This is a genomic window from Streptomyces sp. ADI96-02, from assembly GCF_003846185.1.
Classification (GTDB): Bacteria; Actinomycetota; Actinomycetes; order Streptomycetales; family Streptomycetaceae; genus Streptomyces.
Window position 1 is genome coordinate 3,532,948 of sequence record NZ_ML123034.1, and the last position, 18,288, is coordinate 3,551,235.

The 18,288-nt window shown below is 69.7% G+C and carries 14 protein-coding genes and 1 pseudogene; 8 read left to right on the forward strand and 7 right to left on the reverse strand.

Translation table 11 applies throughout. The annotated features are described in order from the left end of the window. Window positions 1-287 precede the first annotated feature (287 nt). A pseudogene (locus EES43_RS15445) lies at window positions 288-539 on the forward strand (transposase); the annotation flags it as partial. A 98-nt stretch (window positions 540-637) separates the two neighbouring features. Here EES43_RS15445 and EES43_RS15450 read toward each other — a convergent pair. The 6 genes from EES43_RS15450 to EES43_RS15480 form a co-directional block, all read right to left on the reverse strand. Next, the gene (locus EES43_RS15450; RefSeq protein WP_206430058.1) at window positions 638-2,371 is read right to left on the reverse strand and encodes a type IV secretory system conjugative DNA transfer family protein; all 1,734 of its coding nucleotides are present in this window, start codon (window positions 2,369-2,371) and stop codon (window positions 638-640) included. Between the two features lies 1 nt (window position 2,372). Continuing rightward, on the reverse strand, window positions 2,373-3,791 hold the full coding sequence (locus tag EES43_RS15455; protein WP_124269259.1) for an ATP-binding protein: 1,419 nt from the start codon (window positions 3,789-3,791) through the stop codon (window positions 2,373-2,375). Window positions 3,792-3,995: 204 nt separating this feature from the next. Next, entirely contained in the window at window positions 3,996-5,546 is a 1,551-nt protein-coding gene (locus tag EES43_RS15465; RefSeq protein WP_124269261.1) for an SCO6880 family protein, read from the reverse strand. Further along, window positions 5,543-6,895: a hypothetical protein gene (locus EES43_RS15470; RefSeq protein WP_206430059.1), complete on the reverse strand. Its 1,353-nt coding sequence runs from the start codon at window positions 6,893-6,895 to the stop codon at window positions 5,543-5,545. Before EES43_RS15470 ends, EES43_RS15465 begins: the two co-directional genes overlap by 4 nt. Continuing rightward, window positions 6,885-7,757 carry a hypothetical protein gene (locus tag EES43_RS15475; RefSeq protein WP_124269262.1) on the reverse strand — a complete coding sequence of 291 codons (873 nt, stop codon included), beginning with the start codon at window positions 7,755-7,757 and terminating at the stop codon, window positions 6,885-6,887. Before EES43_RS15475 ends, EES43_RS15470 begins: the two co-directional genes overlap by 11 nt. Window positions 7,758-7,937: 180 nt before the next feature. Continuing rightward, window positions 7,938-8,246, reverse strand: a complete 309-nt coding sequence (locus EES43_RS15480; RefSeq protein ID WP_015610155.1) for a hypothetical protein — start codon at window positions 8,244-8,246, stop codon at window positions 7,938-7,940. A 915-nt stretch (window positions 8,247-9,161) separates the two neighbouring features. Here EES43_RS15480 and EES43_RS15485 point away from each other — a divergent pair. From EES43_RS15485 to EES43_RS15515, 7 genes are all read left to right on the forward strand, one after another. Further along, a complete protein-coding gene (locus tag EES43_RS15485) occupies window positions 9,162-9,575 on the forward strand; it encodes a hypothetical protein (RefSeq protein WP_206430060.1) in 414 nt (137 codons plus the stop codon). Beyond that, on the forward strand, window positions 9,572-11,398 hold the full coding sequence (locus EES43_RS15490; protein WP_124269264.1) for an alpha/beta hydrolase: 1,827 nt from the start codon (window positions 9,572-9,574) through the stop codon (window positions 11,396-11,398). The genes EES43_RS15485 and EES43_RS15490 overlap by 4 nt, the downstream gene beginning before the upstream one ends. A gap of 104 nt (window positions 11,399-11,502) precedes the next feature. After that, window positions 11,503-11,985, forward strand: a complete 483-nt coding sequence (locus tag EES43_RS15495; RefSeq protein ID WP_124269265.1) for a hypothetical protein — start codon at window positions 11,503-11,505, stop codon at window positions 11,983-11,985. A 230-nt stretch (window positions 11,986-12,215) separates the two neighbouring features. After that, a complete protein-coding gene (locus EES43_RS15500; RefSeq protein WP_124269266.1) occupies window positions 12,216-14,636 on the forward strand; it encodes an alpha/beta hydrolase in 2,421 nt (806 codons plus the stop codon). A gap of 32 nt (window positions 14,637-14,668) precedes the next feature. Next, the gene (locus EES43_RS15505) at window positions 14,669-15,202 is read left to right on the forward strand and encodes a hypothetical protein (protein ID WP_124271997.1); all 534 of its coding nucleotides are present in this window, start codon (window positions 14,669-14,671) and stop codon (window positions 15,200-15,202) included. A 288-nt stretch (window positions 15,203-15,490) separates the two neighbouring features. Then, window positions 15,491-16,486, forward strand: a complete 996-nt coding sequence (locus EES43_RS15510) for a C40 family peptidase (protein WP_124271998.1) — start codon at window positions 15,491-15,493, stop codon at window positions 16,484-16,486. A 472-nt stretch (window positions 16,487-16,958) separates the two neighbouring features. Next, on the forward strand, window positions 16,959-17,690 hold the full coding sequence (locus EES43_RS15515) for a phosphatase PAP2 family protein (RefSeq protein ID WP_124269267.1): 732 nt from the start codon (window positions 16,959-16,961) through the stop codon (window positions 17,688-17,690). A 154-nt stretch (window positions 17,691-17,844) separates the two neighbouring features. Here the strand turns inward: EES43_RS15515 and EES43_RS15520 are convergent, their stop codons facing one another. After that, entirely contained in the window at window positions 17,845-18,072 is a 228-nt protein-coding gene (locus EES43_RS15520) for a hypothetical protein (RefSeq protein ID WP_124271999.1), read from the reverse strand. Window positions 18,073-18,288 lie beyond the last annotated feature (216 nt).

Consider the following 18,288-nt stretch of genomic DNA (forward strand, 5'->3'; position numbering starts at 1 on the left):
AACGGCACGGGGCTTTCCTGCGTTCCGGGCCATTTTCCAGTTGGTTTTCTTGGCCGGCCGGACTGCGGAATTTCGCCCCGTTCTCTTTTTCGGTCCTGTAACGGGACTGACGGCCTTCCGGCCTGGAGTTGACGTCGGAGACGCTGATGAGAGGCCCGGCCTGGCTACCGCCCGGTCCGGCGCAATGCAGAGCAGCTCGCGGGCGGCAGGTCTGCATAACGTGGTTGCGCGCGTACGACACCAATGCCGAGGCCGGCACGTTCAAGTCGTCTGGAGCGGCGCGATGCAAGCAGCTGCCCTACAGCGAGCCGAAGCTACGGGCTGTTTTCGACAAGCTGGCCGCGAAGTTCCGCACGGTACTGGTGATCGTGGACCAGCCCGCCTCCATCGGCACCCTGCCCCTGGCCGTCGCCCGGGAAGTGGGCTGCAAGGTCGCCTACTACCTGCTCGGCCTGGCCATACGCCGGATCGCAGACCTGTATCCGGGCGAGGCGAAACCCGACGCCCGTGACGCAGTGGTGGCTGCTCGAACGCTACGGAAGGAACACAGAGGCCCCCCGGGGAGCGGGGGCAGCGGAAGGGCAGGGAAGAGATGGAAGAGATGGAAGAGTCCTGTCGGGTTCGCTTGCTCGGAGCGTTATCCGACGTCGGGTGCGGGAGCGAGCAGGGGCTCCTGCCAGCGGGCTCGACCCTGTTCCTGCGAGCGGAGCAGGACCAAGGCGAGCAAGCCCTGGTGCTGTCCTGTTGCCAGCAGCTCCGGGAGCTGGGGAAGGGGAGCCACGGCGGCGACGTCGTCGAGGACGAGCGTCATTGGTGGGTCGAGCCGACCGTCAGATGACCGTGCGGCCATGCGGCGGCCGTGCTCGACCACGTGCGAGGCCAGCGCGGTGAGGAGGGGCATCGCGCCGGGTTGGGAGCGGGGATCCTCGATGGGTTCGCCCACCAGGTAAAGACTTCCCCCTTCACGCGCAAAAGATTCCAGTGCGAGGGAATCGGCTCGGTTCGGGGTGCAGGCTTCCCGGATGTGTACCGATGAAAGGGCTGCGAACGCGCGTACGACCAACTCCTGGGCCACCTCGCGGCGTTCCGGATAGGAGGTGAGGGCCGATTCCAGGAGGCCCGCGAGTCCGGAAGCGGCTCTGGGGTGCGTACGGAGGAGGCGTACGGGTTCGTGGGCGCCGGCCCCCGACGCCCAGCGGTGGACCTGGCGGAAGGGGCGGCCGTCCACCGCGGCGGCGTGCAGCCAGCACTGGAGGAGCGTCTGCGCCGTGTCGGCCATCGCCGCGTCGATCCGGGCCTGCGGGCGGACCGGGGCGAGCAGCGCCGCGGCGCGCGAGGCCGCCGCGTCGGGGTGCTCGCAGTCGGTGGTGGGCGACCAGTGGAGGCGGGCCGGGGTGTCGCAGAGGTGGCCGGGGTCGTGGACGAGGACCGGGCCGAGCTTGCCGCGCGCGTCCTTCGTCTCGGCCCAGACGCTGGGGTCCGAGGTGACGACGAGCACGGGGCCCTCGGCGTCCAGGACGGCCCGTACGACGGTGGGGCGACGGTCCGCGGCGGGGGCGTAGACGAGGCGGGGCGTGCGGGGAGAGGGGAGGAACGCTGCGGCAAGGGGGGCCGGGGTCGGGGGCGGGGTGGTCACGCCGGTGACAGTGGTGGGGTGGTCGGGTGCGGGGTGAGGGGGAGTGTGGGTGGTGCTCGGGGGTGTGGAGGCGGGGATCTCGGTGGTGCTCGGGGGTGTGGAGGCGGGGATCTCGTGCGTCCCTTGCGGGCGGGGGCGGCGTGCCTCTTGCGTTCCGTGCGTTCCGTGCGTTCTGTGTGCTTCGTGTGCTTCGTGTGCTTCGTGGGGCTCGTGTGTCCTGTGTGAGCCGTGCATTTCGTGCGTTCGGTACGGTTCGTGCTGTTCCCGGTGCTTGTGGGCGCGTTCCGCGCGGCGATGTTCCCGTACGGCACGCCACCGGGCCACGACGCCGAGGACGAAGATCGTGAGGACGGCCAGCACCATCAGTTCGCCGATGAACAGGCCCCAGAACAGCCCGTAGCCCGAGAGGTGGGCCGGTGGCGTCTCGGGCCAGGCGCCGGGGAGGTCCTGCGGGGCGGTGGCCAGCCGGCGCAGGGCGAGCGGGGTGCGGGTGAACGTGACGCCGTCAGGCCAGGCCCCGTGCGCGAACAGACCGGCCAGTCCGGTGGCCGTCCAGGCGAGCAGGGTCGCCGCGAACAGGAAGCCCAGCAGGCCGATCAGCAGGCCGTCCGGGATGCCGCCCTGCTCCTGGCCAGTGCCGCCACGCCGGGAGCGCCGGCCCGGTTCGCGGTACGGGCCCCGATCCTCGTACGGGCCCCGGTCCGGGTACGGGCCCTGCGGTGCCTGGCGTGCCATGTCATGCCACCGTTGACTCGGACGACTCGTTCATGCGCTGCTGGTGCTCGATCCGGACCGCCCGTTGTTCCGCCTCCAGCTCGGCGGCGCGTACGTCCTCCGGGAGGAGGTCGTCCGAGGAGCCTTCGGTCATGGCCCGGTCGGTGAAGACGAGTGGGCGCTCGGCCTCGGTGATCAGGTGTTTGACCACCTGGACGTTGCCGTTGACGTCCCATACGGCGATGCCCGGTGTGAGGGTGGGGATGATCTCGACCGCCCACCGGGGCAGGCCGATGACCCGTCCCGTGGCTCTGGCCTCGTCCGCCTTCTGGGCGTAGATGGTGCGGGTGGAGGCCATCTTGAGGATCGCCGCCGCCTCCTTCGCCGCCGCTCCGTCCACCACGTCGCTGAGGTGGTGGACGACGGCGACGAAGGACAGTCCGAGCCGCCGGCCGAACTTCAGCAGGCGTTGGAAGAGTTGGGCCACGAAAGGGGAGTTGATGATGTGCCACGCCTCTTCGACCAGGAAGATGCGCTTCTTGCGGTCGGGCCGGATCCAGGTGTGCTCCAGCCAGACGCCGACGATCGCCATCAGGATGGGCATGGCGATCGAGTTGCGGTCGATGTGCGAGAGGTCGAAGACGATCAGCGGTGCGTCGAGGTCGATGCCGACCGTCGTCGGGCCGTCGAACATGCCGCGCAGGTCGCCGTCGACGAGCCGGTCGAGGACGAGTGCGACGTCCAGGCCCCAGGCCCGTACGTCGTCTATGTCGACGTTCATCGCCTCGGCGGACTCGGGCTCGGGGTGGCGCAGTTGTTCCACGATGTCCATCAGGACCGGCTGGCGGTCGGTGATGGTCGTGTTCACATAGGCGTGGGCGACCTTCAGCGCGAAGCCGGAACGCTCGTCGAGCCCGTGGCCCATCGCCACTTCGATGATGGTGCGCAGCAGGGCGAGCTGGCCGGTGGTGGTGATGGACGGGTCGAGGGGGTTGAGCCGGATGCCGCCGTTCAGGGCCGCGGTCGGGTCGAGGCGGATGGGAGTTATGCCCAGCTCCTGGGCGATGAGGTTCCATTCCCCGACGCCGTCCTCGCCCTGGGCGTCCAGGACGACGACCTGGCGGTCGCGGAAGCGGAGCTGGCGCAGGACGTAGGTCTTCTCCAGGGCGGACTTGCCGTTGCCGGACTCGCCGAGCACGAGCCAGTGCGGGGCGGGGAGCTGCTGCCCGTAGAGCTGGAAGGGGTCGTAGATGTAGCCCTTGCCGGAGTAGACCTCGCGGCCGATGATCACGCCGGAGTCGCCCAGGCCGGGGGCGGCGGTGGGCAGGTAGACGGCCTGGGCCTGGCCCGTCGACGTACGGACGGGCAGCCGGGTCGTCTCCACCTTGCCGAAGAGGAAGGAGGTGAAGGCATCCGACAATGCGGACAGTGGGTCTCGCATGGCGTTGCTGCCCTCTCTTCTTTCGGTTCCGGTCGGGGTGTCCCGGGTGGTGGTGGGAGGTGGTGGGAGGTGGTGAGGATGGTTATGGCCGGTGGTGGCTGGGTGCCGCCGTGGTAGCCAGTTGTGGCTGGTGGCTGGTGGCTGGTGGCTGGTGGCTGGTGGCTGTTGGCCGGTGGCCGGTGGGGGTGGTCTGTCAGGGCGCCGTCAGTGGCGGATACCCGTGGCGAACGGCAGGGTGTTCACGAAGGCGCGGTGGTGCTCGCGGTCGCACCACTCCAGCTTGAGATACGACTTTCCGGCCGAGGCACGGATCGTCCTCTTGTCGCGGGCGAGGGCCTCGGGCGAGCGCGACGACACCGTGATGTACCCCACCAGGTTGACGCCGGCCGCGCCGCTGGCGAGATCTTCACCCCGTTGGTCGAGTCGGCCGTGGGCGGCGATGTCGCGGGGGTCGACCGTACGGTTCATCTTGGCCTGGCGGCTGGCCTCGGCCTCGTCGTTCGTCTTCTCGGTCAGCATGCGTTCGATGGCGACCTCGGTGGGTTCGAGGTCCATGCAGACGGCGACGGTACGGATGACGTCGGGCGTATGCACGAGCAGGGGGGCGAGGAAGTTGACGCCGACAGGGGTCATCGGCCACTCCTTGACCCAGGCCGTGGCGTGGCACCAGGGCGCCCGGGTCGACGACTCGCGGGTCTTGGCCTGGAGGAACGTGGGTTCGACCGCGTCCAGTTCGGCGGGCCAGGCGTTGCGCTTGGTCATGGCCTGGATGTGGTCGATGGGGTGGTCGGGGTCGTACATGGAGTGCACGAGGGAGGCGAGCCGGCTCTGGCCGAGCGGCTGGCGCACTCGGATGTCCGCTTCGGCGAGGCGGGCGCAGATGTCGGTGAGCTCGCGGGCCATGACGACGGCGAGTCCTGCGTCGCGGTCGAGCTTGCGTCCGCCGGCGGGGCGGGCTGCGCGGGCCATGGCGTTGGCCTCGGCGGCCAGTTCGCGGCTGTAGCGCATGCAAGCGACGAGGTAGGCGCGGTGCTGCTCGCTGGAGGTGGAGACCATGGACTGGAGCTGGTCGTAGGACTCCCGCAGCCAGCCGGGGGCCGTCTTGTCGCCGCGCTGGGCTACGTCCTTGGCGTGTGCGTCGGGGTCGGCGGGGAGGGTGCGGGCGAGCATCTGGAGGCGGGTGACGAATCCGTCGCCGTTGGCCACGTGCTTGAGGAGTGTGCCGAACCGGTCGACGAGGGCTTCCTGGTCCTCGCTGTCGCGGAGGCCGACGCCGGGGCCCTCGATCTCGATGGCGGCGGTGACCGTGCGGCGGTCGGCGTGGAGGAGTACGGCGATCTCGTCGGGGCCGAAGGGAGCGGCGAGCCAGCTGATGCGGCCGATGCCCGGGGGCGGGCCGATCTCCACCTCGCGGCCGTCGGCGCTGATGCCGGCTTCCATGGCGGCGGAGCGGTAGGCGGTGCCTCGGCGCAGGGAGCGCTTGAAGCTGCGGTTGATCTCGAACCACTTGTAGAACGTGCGGTGCTTGTACGGGACGTAGACGATGGCCAGGGCCAGTGCGGGGAAGCCGACGAGGCACACGATCCGCAGGGACAGGACCGGGACGAGCAGTCCGCTCATCATGCCGAGGAACGCGCCGACGATGATCAGGGCGATCTCGCCGGTCTCGCGGTTCTTGCCGACGATCGCGTTCGGCCGGGCGCGGCCGATGAGATACGTGCGGCGGGGCGTCATCGTGTGGGACTGGGTCGTCAACGCCCTCCACCTCCTGTGCTCGAATTGCCTGTGCTGCCTGAACCGCCTCGGGAGGAGCGGCTGCTGTGGGGGGTGCCGGAGGTGGGTCCGGATCCGCTGCGGGGCGAGGGGGCGGCGGAGGGGACGGATCCGCCGCCGAGCCCGCCTCCGCCGGAGCCGCGGGAGCTGTGTGCCGCGACGCCGCCGCTGACCGTGTTGGCGGGACGGGCGCCTCCGCCGCCGCTGTTCTGGTCGTTGCGCCCGCTGTGGGTCTTGATGCCCTGGGAGACGAGGGCGGCCGGGGAGCTGATGAGGGCGGCGGCCTGGGCGCCGTCGGTGGCTTGCTTGCGGTTGGTGCGGGCGCCCTGGATCTCGTCGCCGAAGCCGGGGACGAAGCGGTAGATCATGGCGGAGGCGAAGATGGCCAGGAGGATGATGGCGAGGCCGGAGACGACGGCGGAGAAGGCGTCGGGGCCGTCGTCCTCGGAGAGGGCTCCGGCGAGGCCGAGCACGATGACGATGACCGGCTTGACCATGATGACCGCGATCATGATGCCGGCCCAGCGGCGTACGTGGCCCCACATGTTCTTGTCGACCAGGCCGGCGTAGACGACGATGCCGAGCAGGGCGCCGACGTAGAGCAGGGCGGCGCGGATGACGAGCTCCAGCCAGAGGACGCCGGCCGCGAGGATCGAGACGAGCGAGACGACGATCAGCATGATCGGTCCGCCGCCGATGTCGGTGCCCTTCTTCAGCGCCTCGGCGAACGAGCCGAAGAAGACGTCCGTCTGCCCGCCGGTCGAGGTGGCGATGACCTCGGTGACGCCGTCGGTGGCGGAGACGATCGTGTAGAGGATGAGCGGTGTGAAGGCCGAGGCGAGGACGGTGAGCCAGAGGAAGCCGACGGCCTCGGAGATCGCGGTGGTGAGCGGGACGCCGCGGATGGCGCGCTTGGCTACGGCGAGGAGCCAGAGGACGAGGGTGAGGATGGTGGAGGCCGCGAAGATGACGGCGTACTGCTGGAGGAACTTGGGGTTGGTGAAGTCGACGTTCGCGGTGCTCTGGACGGCGTCGCTGAGCTTGCCGACGATCCACGCGGCGGCGTCGGCGCAGCCTCGGGCCAGGGAGGCGAGGGGGTCGAGGGCGTCTTGGGAGGGGGCGATGTCTCCTGTTCGGGGAGCGCTTTCGCCGCCTTCGCAGTAGTCCTTGGCGGGTCCGCGGATCAGGTCGCAGGGGTCGTTGCCTGTGCTCGGCGTGGGCGTTGGCGTTGGAGCAGCGGCAACGCGACTTGCCGTGATCACCGCTGTCGCTTGGGCCCCTGCCACGAGGGCTGCCAGAGAAAGGGCGCGGTGAGCTTGCCTACCGGGCATACGTGAACCCTCCGAACCCTGTAACAGCGTCAACCATCTCCTCGGCAGAGGAGGCGGCTTGGTCACGGCCGACCGGTACGGGACCGTCCTTCTGCGCGAAGTCCGTGACCTTCCAGTCTCCGTCGATCCACTTGAGCTCGTAGGTGGTGGTGTACCAACTCTCGGACACCGGGTTCTTGGATCCTTCGCCGGCCAGACCGAACAGCGCGGAATACCAGACGGCGACGCTTGCGGTATCGCCCTGGAACTTTTCGACCTTCGTTCCTATGGGGTTGGCCCGGGAGATGAAGGTCAAGCCGTCGGGTGCCGCACCGTCGGCTTTCAGACCGATGCTTGAGAGGAAGGATTCGTCCGAATACACCTTGTCAAGGTCGTCCATGCGCGTGGTTGCGACGTCAGGTGCGTATACCGCCTGCGCGATCTGACGGCGACGCTCACTATCGAACATGCCGTCGGAGACAAGCACGACTGAGTAGTTGGCCGCCGCGCTCTGTGCTCCCTGCTCGTCGTGGGCGAAGCCGGAGGCGATAGTGCCGTTCTTGCCCTCGACCGGTTTGGTGCCGGTGGGCGTCGTCGGGGCGGAGCCCGTCGTGCCCGGGGTTTTGGCGCCGGCGGTGGTCTCTTCGTTGCTGCTGCCGCCTCTGTTCGCGAAGGCGATGGCGGCGATGAGGAGGACCACGACTCCGGTGATCGTGACGAGGGATCGGGAGTTCCGGGCGGGGCGGCGGGTGTGTGGATGGCTCGCGTCGCCGTCGGGCAGGCGGGTGCGGGTCTGCCGGGTGCCGCCGAGGGTGCTGTAGGGGTCGTCCGCGCGCCCGCCCTGGTCCATGCCGCGGTAGTCGTGCTCGTCGCCGGGGCTCATGCCGCGTTCGCTCCCTCGGTCGTGTGCGGATCCGCGCAGAACGACGGTAGCTGTGCTGGGTGCCGCTTGAGCGCGGTGTGGTGACTCGACATCAGGGAGACGCAACCTCAGCCGGGTGGGCACGACGGGCGGATGGGGGGCGGGCTGGGACGGCCCGGGGCGGACCGGCCGGCCGTCGGGTCAGACGGCCATTCCGTAAACGATGGTGAACAAGGTTCCGAGGGAGCCGATGATGAAGACTCCTGTCAGGCCCGCCACGATCAGGCCCTTGCCCTGCTCCGCGCTGAACGTGTCGCGCAGTGCCGTCGCGCCGATGCGCTGTTTGGCCGCGCCCCAGATCGCGATGCCGAGGCAGAGCAGGATGGCGATCGCCATCACCACCTCGATCATGATGCGCGCCTCGTTGCCCAGCGTGCCGAACGGTCCCCAGTTGGGGGCGATTCCGCCGATGATGGTGGTGATGTCGCCCTTCTCTGCTGCCAGGATCATGTAAGTCACCGCCCCTGTTGGGTAGTTAGCTGCCCCGTACCGTGCGGCACGGGTCGCCTTCTATCTTCGCTGATGAAACCTCACTCGCACGACGCCTTCGCGGGTCTCTTTACCCGGATCTCGCACGTTTGACCGGGCCGACCGCCCTGACCTGCGGCTCCTGCTGGTCTTCCTATGCGTATGTCTGGTTACTCTGTGTATCACGCGGCGTGACCGCGAGCAACGACGGTGGCCATGGGTTCTCCGTACGGTTGCAGCGTTCGCGGGGCGCGATGGGTTCGCAAATGCGCCGTTCGAGAGCCGTCGATGCGCCGGTTGGCTGCTTGTTCCAGGCTTCGTCAGGCGGGAGGCGAGGAGGAGGCGTTGTGAGTGGGGTTCGCGGCGGACGAGCTGGCAGTCCGTGCTGGGTCGCCCTCGGTTCCGTCTGGGCCTGCCCGGTCCCGCCCTGGTCCCGCCCCGGTCCTGCTCCCGGCTCGGTGAGGTGGGGCTGGTGGTGGGGTGTGATTCCTGGCTGCGCGGGGGAGAGGCGGGCGGGATTCGGTGCGACGGTCTTCTTGCGTACGACCGCTCGTACTGTCCTCCTCCGTCGTCCTTCCTTCGTAGTCCCTTGTCCTTTCTCTGGTGGAGGCCGGACGCGTTCACCTCAGGTGCCGTCCTGCCGTCCTGCCGTCCTGCCGTCCTGCCGTCCTGTGGGGGTGGCCTATACGTCATGGTTCGCGTCCGTGCTGTCGTGCTTGGACCCTCCATTCGGATGAACCGAGCGGCAGGTCGCCGGCGCGGCCCATCGTCCGTCGAGCCCGGGAACGCCGGGTCTGCGGGGGCGTCGGACGGGAACAGCGCGTCGTTGAATACCGGCATGTCGCTCCTGGCGGATTTGGCACAGTGCCGCTCCACGCTCAAAGGACGAGGAACGGGGTGAGCGGTGTGGGAGTGGTGACCGTGCCGGAGCAGCCGGGCGGGGACCGGCCGTGGTGGGGCGAATCGGCTCGCGACGCCGTCGATGGCGCGGATCTGCGGCACAGCGACGGGTCGTGGCTTCGGGCGGCCGGTGCGGCGGAGGGTCTGGCTGCTCTCGTCGGTCCGGTGAGAGCGGAGTTGGCGCTCGCCCATCAGGGCATTGCGGCCGGGGCTGGAGAGCTGGACGCCCTCGTTGAACTGGCTGCCGTCCGCGCCTCGTGGGAGCGACGGATCGAAGCCGCGCGTGCGGAGTGCGCCGGGCTTGCCGGGAAGCTTCGGGCGGTGGCCGTCCACCAGGCAGAGGCGAACGAAACGGTGAAGGCGGGCTTCGACCGCGTCGAGCCTCCTGCCTTCGTCGGCGGCCGGCCATGAGCGACGCACCGGGCCCGGCCGCGGCCGGTGCGGCTCTGACCTGGGTCGAGTTACGAGACGTGAAGTGCGCCGAACTGGAGGAGGCCGCCGACGGCTGGGGCCGGGTGAGCAATCGCGCCGACGCCGCCCGTGACCGGGTCCGTACCCAGCTCCTCAACGGTCTACGGCAGACGCAGGAGGGTGAGGCGGCGCGGGCGGCGGTTCGGAGGTTGCGCCGTCTGGAGGCGAACTTCCAGTACGTCTACACGGAGTGCGGCCTGCTGCGGACGGCCTTGAACAGCCTGGCACACGAGGTGCGGACGCAGCAGCGTGTTCTGCAAGGGGCACTGGACGACGCGGCGGCCATGAAGTTCACGGTGCACGCGGACGGCTCCGTGGCGTACCCAGCGGCCGGCGAGGGCTTGATCGACGGGAAGCCGCCGGCGGGCGGCACCGCGGCAGGCGTCTCCATTCCGGGGATGGCCGCCTCCTCCGGACTCGTGGCGGCCAACCCGCTTGCTGCCGGGGCCCAGGACATCGCGGACCGGGTGGTCCGGGCCGTGCGTGCGGCGGCCGATGCGGACTGGCGGTACACGCGGATCCTCCGGGCGCTCAGGGCTGAGGACGGGCTGAGCGTTCCGGCCGCCGTGTGGAAGGACACGGCGGGTGATGCGGCAGCGGTGCGCCAGGCGGCGAGTGGCTACCTTCAGGACGCGATCCCGCAGGACGCCTCTCCGGCTGAGCGCAAGAAGTGGTGGGCGGGACTGACGGACGAGCAGCGGGAGGAATATCTGGCGGTGTATCCGGACCGGATCGGCAATCTGGACGGGATTCCGGCCCTGGTGCGGGATGCGGCGAACCGGGACAACCTCCGGTTGTTGATGGGGAAGCTGGAGGGGCGGGACGACGCCGATTCGGTCACCAAGCTTGCCGCGCTGCGGGAGATCGACAGGCAGCTCCGGGCTGTGCCGAAGCCCGGGGAGCCGTCCATGTACCTGCTGGGCATCGGGGACCAGGGAAATGGCAGGGCCATCGTCTCCTACGGGAACCCGGATACGTCCCGCAACGTGGCGGCGTACGTCCCGGGGCTGAACACGTCGTTGGACGAGGGCTTCGCCAAGGATGACTTGAAGCGGGCTTTCGATACTGCGAAAGGAGCCCGCTATCACGACCCTTCCAGCGCGGCAGTCGTGTGGCTGGGATATGACGCGCCGCAGAGTCCGGAAGGTGTCTCCAGCCTCGCGGTATCGCTGGAAGGCAGAGCGGAGGAGGGTGGTGGGGCATTTCGTGATTTCATGGGTGGTATCGATGCAACCAATCAGAACGAGAATCCTCACCTGACGGCAATCGGTCACTCCTACGGGTCTCGCACTGTTGGAGCTGCCGCCCGGAATGAGGGAGGTATTCCTGGCGTAGACGATATCGTGCTCGTCGGGAGTCCTGGCGTCGGAGTGGATCGAGCGGAGAACCTCGGGGTGAGCGCAGATCACGTCTTCGTCGGTGCGGCCGACAACGATGTAGTGACCAGGGTTCCCTCCAAAGAGCAGGCGATTGCGGGCGCAGCCGGGCAGCTCTTGGCGGGCCCCCTGGGCTCGTATGTGGCGGCAGAGGCGGCTGACCAGCGAAACAACAGACTGTGGTTCGGCAGAGACCCTGCGAGTGAGGAGTTCGGGGCGCGGCGCTTCCCTGTGGATGACGGGCCTCAACCTATCGGTCGCCAGGGAGTTTCCTTGGAGGCGCATTCGCTTTACTTCGACCCAGTCAGAGATTCAGCCTCTGCGGGGAGCATTGCCTTGATCGTCGCGGGGAAGTCGGAGAAGGTCAAGATGGAAGACATGCGATGAGGGTGCATCGACATTTCCGGAGTCTCCTGTGTGCATTTTCTTCGTGCCTTCTCCTGGCGGGATGCGCCGGCGGCTCTTCGGTCGAAGAGGGGGGCGGATCCAGGATGAACATGCAGGAAGCGGCGGATCGTGCGGACGGAATTCTGGACGCGACGTTCGCTGAGTTCAGGCCCGCAGTTCAGTGGGCGCATGATGCGACTAGTACGGGAAGCTGCGACGTCACGCGGCGACGTGCGGTCATGACCGTCGTTTCGTCGGATCGGCGGGGGAGTTTCCTCGGGGTGGTTGATCGCTTCTGGCGGAGGAGCGGATTCAAGATCAAGCAGGTGAACGCGGATCCGGATGTTCCGGCCATTTACGCGCAGACGCACGATGGCTTCGGGGTGAGCTTGATTGTTGGCGGTGAGGGGCAGATCTTCTTCGACGTGGACTCGCCCTGTGTGCGGGAGTCCGAAGTGGCTGAATCCACCAGTCGGGCCACCGCTCCCCTCTACGAGGGCGCGGAGTTCATTCCTCGGCCGAACATCCACTCCGACTTCTGGTCCGCCGGTGCTGCGGAGGGCGGCGGGGTGACAAGCGGGCGGTGAGTGGGGCAAGACGTGGCACTTGCCTGTTTGGTAAGGGATTTGAGCCCTGTATTGGGTCCTGGGGCCCATGTCGCCTTCCTTGCCGTGTGGTCGCATACGCGGAGTGACAGATCTGTCGCTGTGCCGCCCACTCACGAGGTAGGGGACTGCTCTTGTCCGGCATACGAGGAAGCGCGGTTTCTGCTGACGTCGATGTAAGCGCTGCCACAGCGAGTGCGGACGGGCGGGCGATGCCTCGGCCGTTGCAGGCGGTGCTGATCCTCGTTCAGGTGTTGCTCGTGGCCACGCTCGTGGGGGTCATCGGCACGTTGTCCACCGCCTCCTCGGTCGATGCCGTCGACGGGCATCTCCTCGGGCTGTTGGTCTACGCCTCGTTACCCGGTCTCGGGGCCTTCGTGTTGGCCCTGTACCTCCGTACCGGGGGCGTCTGGGTCTGGCGCGGGCTCCTCGCCGTGCAGGTCTGGCTCGTGTTCGGTGCGTTGGCCGAGTTGAGCGGGGGCGGCGCTCAGGGGGTCGCGCGACTGGCGATACCCGTTGGCGTCGTCGCGCTGCTCCTGCGCCCGGCGAGCCGGCGGTGGTTCCGGCGCGCGTCGGAACTCCGGCTCGGGGAGCGACCGTTCAGCTGGTCCCGGACCGTCAGGCTGCGCCGTGACGGCGGGCAGAGCGCGCTGGAGTACCTGGGGCTCGTCCTCGTCGTCGTCGCTCTCGTCGGAGGGATGACGGCCACCGGGATCGGGCGGCAGCTCACCGCCGAGATCCGCAGCGCGATCTGCGAACTGACCGGAAGCTCCTGCCCCGCGCCCGGCAGCGGCGTCGTGGCCGGTCCCGGTCGAGGTGACGGCCCGGGGGACGGGTGGGGTGACGGGACCGGTGCGGACGCCGGCGGTCCTGACGGGACCGGGTCCACGGTCACCGGCGGCGGCGGCGGTGGCGACACCGGTGGCGGCGACGTCGGCGGTGGGGAGGCGCAGGGCGCGTCCGGTGGCGAGGGTGAGGACTCCGGGGCGGACGGCGGTACGAGCGGGAGTGCGGCGGACGGCAGCACGAGCGGGAGCGGGACGGGCGGATCCGGCAATGAAGCCGGCACCACCGGTACGGACGGGACCGGCACCACCGGTACGGACGGGACCGGCACCACCGGCACCGCCGGAAGCGGTACCGCCGGCACGGACGGATCAGGCGGCTCCAGTACCGCCGATCCCGCCGGCGGGATCTCCCGAGGCGGCGACACCGCCACCGGCGGGTTCGTCGACGGGTTCGTCGGGGACGGGCTGGGCGGTGACGTCCAGGGCGTCGTCGACGTGGTCCTCCGCCCCGTCGAGAGCGGCCGGAACATCGTCGAGCAGTGGGAGCGCGACACCCGTGACGCGGGTGACAAGTGGGCGCGGGGCGACTACGTCGGGGCGGTCTGGGACTGGAACAAGGCCGTTGGCGGAGGCGGTGCCGGAATGGGCCTGCCCGGTTCCGGCGGGCGCGTCGACACCCGGGTCCGCGAGGCCGAGCGCGACTACCTGAACGCCCGGATTCCGCAGAACGTCACCCCCGCCGAGCGCAAGGCGTGGTGGGACGGGCTCTCCACCGAGGAGCGCGAGCGGTACCTGGAGGTCAGCCCGGACCGGATCGGGAGCCTGGACGGCATCCCGGTCGCCGCCCGCGACGCGGCCAACCGCAAGAACCTCCCCGCCCTCATCGAGAAGCTGGAGGGGATCGACACCGACACGGCCCGCGAGCAGCTGGCGGGGCTGCGCGAGATCGAGCGGCAGTTGAAGGAGGACGGCCTGCCGCCCATGTACCTGATCGGCATCGGCGACGAGGGCAACGGCCGCGCGATCGTGTCGTTCGGCAACCCGGACACCTCGCGCAACGTCTCCGCGTACGTGCCGGGGCTCAACACCTCGCTGGACGAGGAGTTCGCCAAGAACGACCTCGGGCGGGCCCGGGACACCGCGATCGGGGCGCAGGGCTACGACGAGTCGACCGCGTCCATCGTCTGGCTCGGCTACGACGCCCCGCAGTTGCCGGACCGCGACGGGGTGGGCGGCTACTTCGCCGTCATGGGCACCGGGCGGGCCGAGAAGGGCGGGGCCTCGTACCGTGACTTCATGGGCGGCATCGCGGTGACCAACGAGAACGGGAACCCGCATCTGACGGCCATCGGCCACTCCTACGGATCGCGTACGGTCGGTGCGGCGGCGGCCCGGCCCGGCGGGATACCCGGGGTGGACGACATCATCCTCGTCGGCAGTCCGGGGGTCGGCGTGGACCACGCCGTGGACCTCGGCGTCGGCAGCGAGCACGTCTTCGTCGGGGCCGCCGCCAACGACCCGGTGACGAAGCTGCCGTCCAAGGCCCAGGCCGTGGTGGGCGGTCTCGGGCTGATCGCCGGCGGGCCCGGCGGCGCGTATCTGGCCGGGGATCTCGCCGATCCGGGCGACGACGACCTCTGGTTCGGGAAGGATCCGGCGAGCAAGGCGTTCGGGGCGCGGCGTTTCCCGGTGGCCGACGGGCCGCCGCTCGTCGGCGGGAGCGGTGTGAGTCTGGACTCGCACTCGAACTACTTCAGCCCGGAACGCGACGCCGTGTCGGCGGACAGCATCGCCCTGATCGTGTCGGGGCACTCGGATCGGCTCAAGATGGAGGAGCAGAAGTGAGGCGGACGGTGCGGACGTTCCCGATCGCGGCGATGGCCTTGGCCCTCGGGCTCGCCCTGTCCGGCTGCGGAGGCGTGGACGCGTCGCGGGAGGCCGCGGACGGCGCGGAGAGGAGCGGTATGGACATGCGGGAGGCGGCGGAGCGGTCCGACGCCATGCTGGACGCCGTCCTGAAGAGCATCGACCCCGACGTGCGGTGGGCGCACGGGCCGACGACGACCCGTGCCTGCGGTGTGACACGCAGGCGGGCCGTGATGACCGTCGTGTCGCCCGACCGCCGGCAGACCTTCCTGGACCGGGCGGAGAAGTTCTGGCGGGAGAACGACTACCGGATCAAGGCCGTCAACAAGGACGAGGTGTTCCCGGCCGTCTACGCGGTGACGAAGAGCGGTTTCGGCGTCAGCGTCACCTTCCGCGGGAAGGGGCAGGCGTTCCTGGAGGCGGACAGTCCGTGCGTGAAGGAGTCGAAGGTCGCCCCGCCCGCCTCCGAGCCGAACGGGCCCTCCTACGAGGGGGTCTATCCGCTGCCCCGGCCGAACGTGCGCTCCGCCTTCTGGTCCGGGTGAGGAGTGCGGTCGGGGGCCAGGGCCGGAGAGCTGGAGAGCTGGAGAGCCGGAGAGTCTGAGGGCCGGAGCGTCTGAGGGCCGGAGCGGTCCGCGCAGTCGCGCGTTCGCGGAGGTGGGGAGCCTGGGAGTCGATCAGTCGTTCGGGGCGATGCGCCTCTGATGGGACGTCAGCGCCCCTCTGTGCCTCGGGTGCGCTGCCGGTGTGCCGCGGATGACTCGTACACACCCGCGAAAACGCCCTCGAACGGCGGCTCGATGGGGGATGGTTGAGGGGTGCGGAAAATCTGGTTGTTCGGCGGCGTCGGCGTGGGCATGGTCCTGTGTTTCATGGCGCTGCTCGTCGTCGGTACGTATTCCGCCGCCGCCGGACTCGCCGGGGCGGGCGGCGGCGGTGCCGTAGCGCTGGCCAAGGGTGCGGTGCCGGCCCGGTTCCAGCCGCTGGTGCAGAAGTGGGGCAACCTCTGCCCTGCCATCAACCCGGCTTTGCTGGCAGCGCAGTTGTACCAGGAGAGCGGCTGGAATCCGCAGGCGCGGAGCCCCGCCGCCGCCCAGGGCATCGCGCAGTTCATCCCCGGTACGTGGGCCGCGCACGGCATCGACGGCAACCAGGACGGCAGGCGTGACGTGTGGGACCCGGCCGACGCGATTCCGTCGGCCGCCTCGTACGACTGCGAGCTCGCCGGGTACGTGAAGAAGGCGCCCGGCGATCCGACCGACAACATGCTGGCCGCCTACAACGCCGGTGCGTACGCGGTGATCAAGTACGGCGGCGTCCCTCCGTACGCGGAGACGCAGAACTACGTCAAGATCATCCGTTCGCTGGAGAAGAGCTTCGCCCGGCCCGTCGGCCGTGTGCAGCCGTCGCAGCAGGCGGCCGGGGCCATCTACTTCGCGCAGAAGAGGCTCGGCACGCCGTACCTGTGGGGCGGGAACGGGACGCCGGACCAGCAAGGCCGGTTCGACTGCTCCGGGCTGACCCAGGCCGCGTACCGGACCGTGGGCATCGAACTGCCGCGCGTGGCCAACGACCAGTACAACGCGGGCCCGCATCCCTCAAGGGACGAGCTGTTGCCCGGGGACCTGGTGTTCTTCTCCGACGATCTGACCAACTCGCGGGCCATTCGGCACGTCGGGCTGTACGTCGGCGGCGGATACATGATCAACGCTCCGTTCACCGGGGCGGTGATCCGGTTCGACAAGATCGACACGCCGGACTACTTCGGTGCGACCCGCGTCACCAAGGACGGTGCCGCGGCCCTGCCGAGGGATCTGCCACAGGGGTGAGGAATGCGGCGGGCCGGCGGTGAGGGATGATCGGAGGCGTGGTGAGAAGCCTCTCCTCGTGTACGGTGCGGCGCGCAGGTCTGCGAGCGCGGAATCGCAGGCACGCGATCACGGAAACGCAGGCATGTGCGCCCGGGAGCGCGGGCATACGGGCGCGGAAGCGCGCGTCGGCGACGGTGACGGACGCGGGGTCCGTACGGAGCTGACGGGCAGTCGGCCCTGGCCGGAACTCTCTGTGAAGCCTGGGCCCTGAGCTGCGACGACGAGTCACTCTTCGATAACGTCATAGTGATCATTCGGTGGAGAGAGGAACGCAGGCGTCGGCCGAGCCGTTCCCTGGACTGGGACAGCATGCGCACTGACCATGCGTGCGCGAGAACCGGATCGCACCGACCACGGGGGTTCGACCACGGCGGCGCGCACAGGCGCGCGTCGCAGCAGATGAAGCAGACAAGGCAAGGGGCCGCAGCAGATGGCTGGACTCGAACTCGATGGGTCGAACCCGGACGTCAGTCTGCTCTACGACATCAACGGGCTGGCGAAGGCCGCTCCGACCTGGTTCGACCGGGTCATGGAGTTCGTCGGCGAGTACGGGATCATGCTCGGCCTGGTCCTGATCGGCCTGTGGTGCTGGTGGAGCATGCGCAAGCGCGGGACGGTCGAGGACTCCGTGACGGCGACCGCCGCGATCGTCTGGGCGCCGCTCGCCGCCGCGATCGCGGTCCTGATCAACATTCCGATCCGCGGATTCGTCGAACGGCCGCGTCCGTTCAACGACCATGAGGGCCTGGAGGTCCTGATCCTCGGCAAGACGGACTTCTCGTTCGTCAGCGACCACTCCACCCTGGCGATGGCCATCGCCGTCGGCATCTTCGTGGCGCACCGGAAGTTCGGCTTCTTCGCTCTCGGCCTCGCGCTCTTCGCGGGCTTCAGCCGGGTCTACATGGGCGTGCACTACCCGACCGACGTCATCGGCGGGTTCGCCCTCGGTACCGCGGTCGCCCTGCTGCTGGCGCCTCCCGCCATGGCGCTGCTCACGCCGCTGATGACGGCGATCTCCCGCTCCGACCGGGTCGGCTGGTTCGTCCGGTCGAAGCACGCGGCCGTCCCGTACGCGGACGAGCGCGGCGACGCGCTGGGGATTCCGGAGCCGCGGCCCGGCACCGGGCGCGGCGGCGACGGCGAGAAGGACCTGGCCGCCTGACCGCACCGTCCGTCGGCTGCTCAGCCCACAGAGCCCCCGCCCGTTTTACGGGCGGGGGCTCTGTCGTACGTCGAGCTGTTCCCGGGGCTGCGCCGGTCGGTGACCGGTCGGGCGGTAGCCATGGATGATTTTCAGCCACGCTTCCGGCTGGGGCTCAGGGCATGGCGAGGTGTTCGGCGACGTCCGTACGGGCCCGGTCCCGGGAGCGGCGGGCCGGTCCCGTCCAGCCGCAGGTGCAGCGGGCCAGGCAGAACGACCCGCGCTCCACCGTCGTGGCGTCGTGCGCGGACGGCGGAGGGGGCGGGGTCCGGGGCGCGGAGGCGGGATCAGCCGGGACGGGGGAGACGGCGGTCGTACGGGACGCCGGGGGCGGGGGCGTCAGGGGCGGCCGGTCGCGGGGGCGCGTGGCGGTGGGGGGTTCCTCGTGCACGCGACCACGGTACTGGGACCGGCGGCGGAGCGGCGCGTGTGCGGCCTGGCCGTTCCGTGTGCGGGCGCACCCGTGCGGGGCGGTCGCGCCGGGGCGGCGTGACGGGGGAGGCCGGTGGTCGTTAGGCGATGCGGGTGTGGGCTCGGCCGGCGGTAGTCGTTGGGGGTT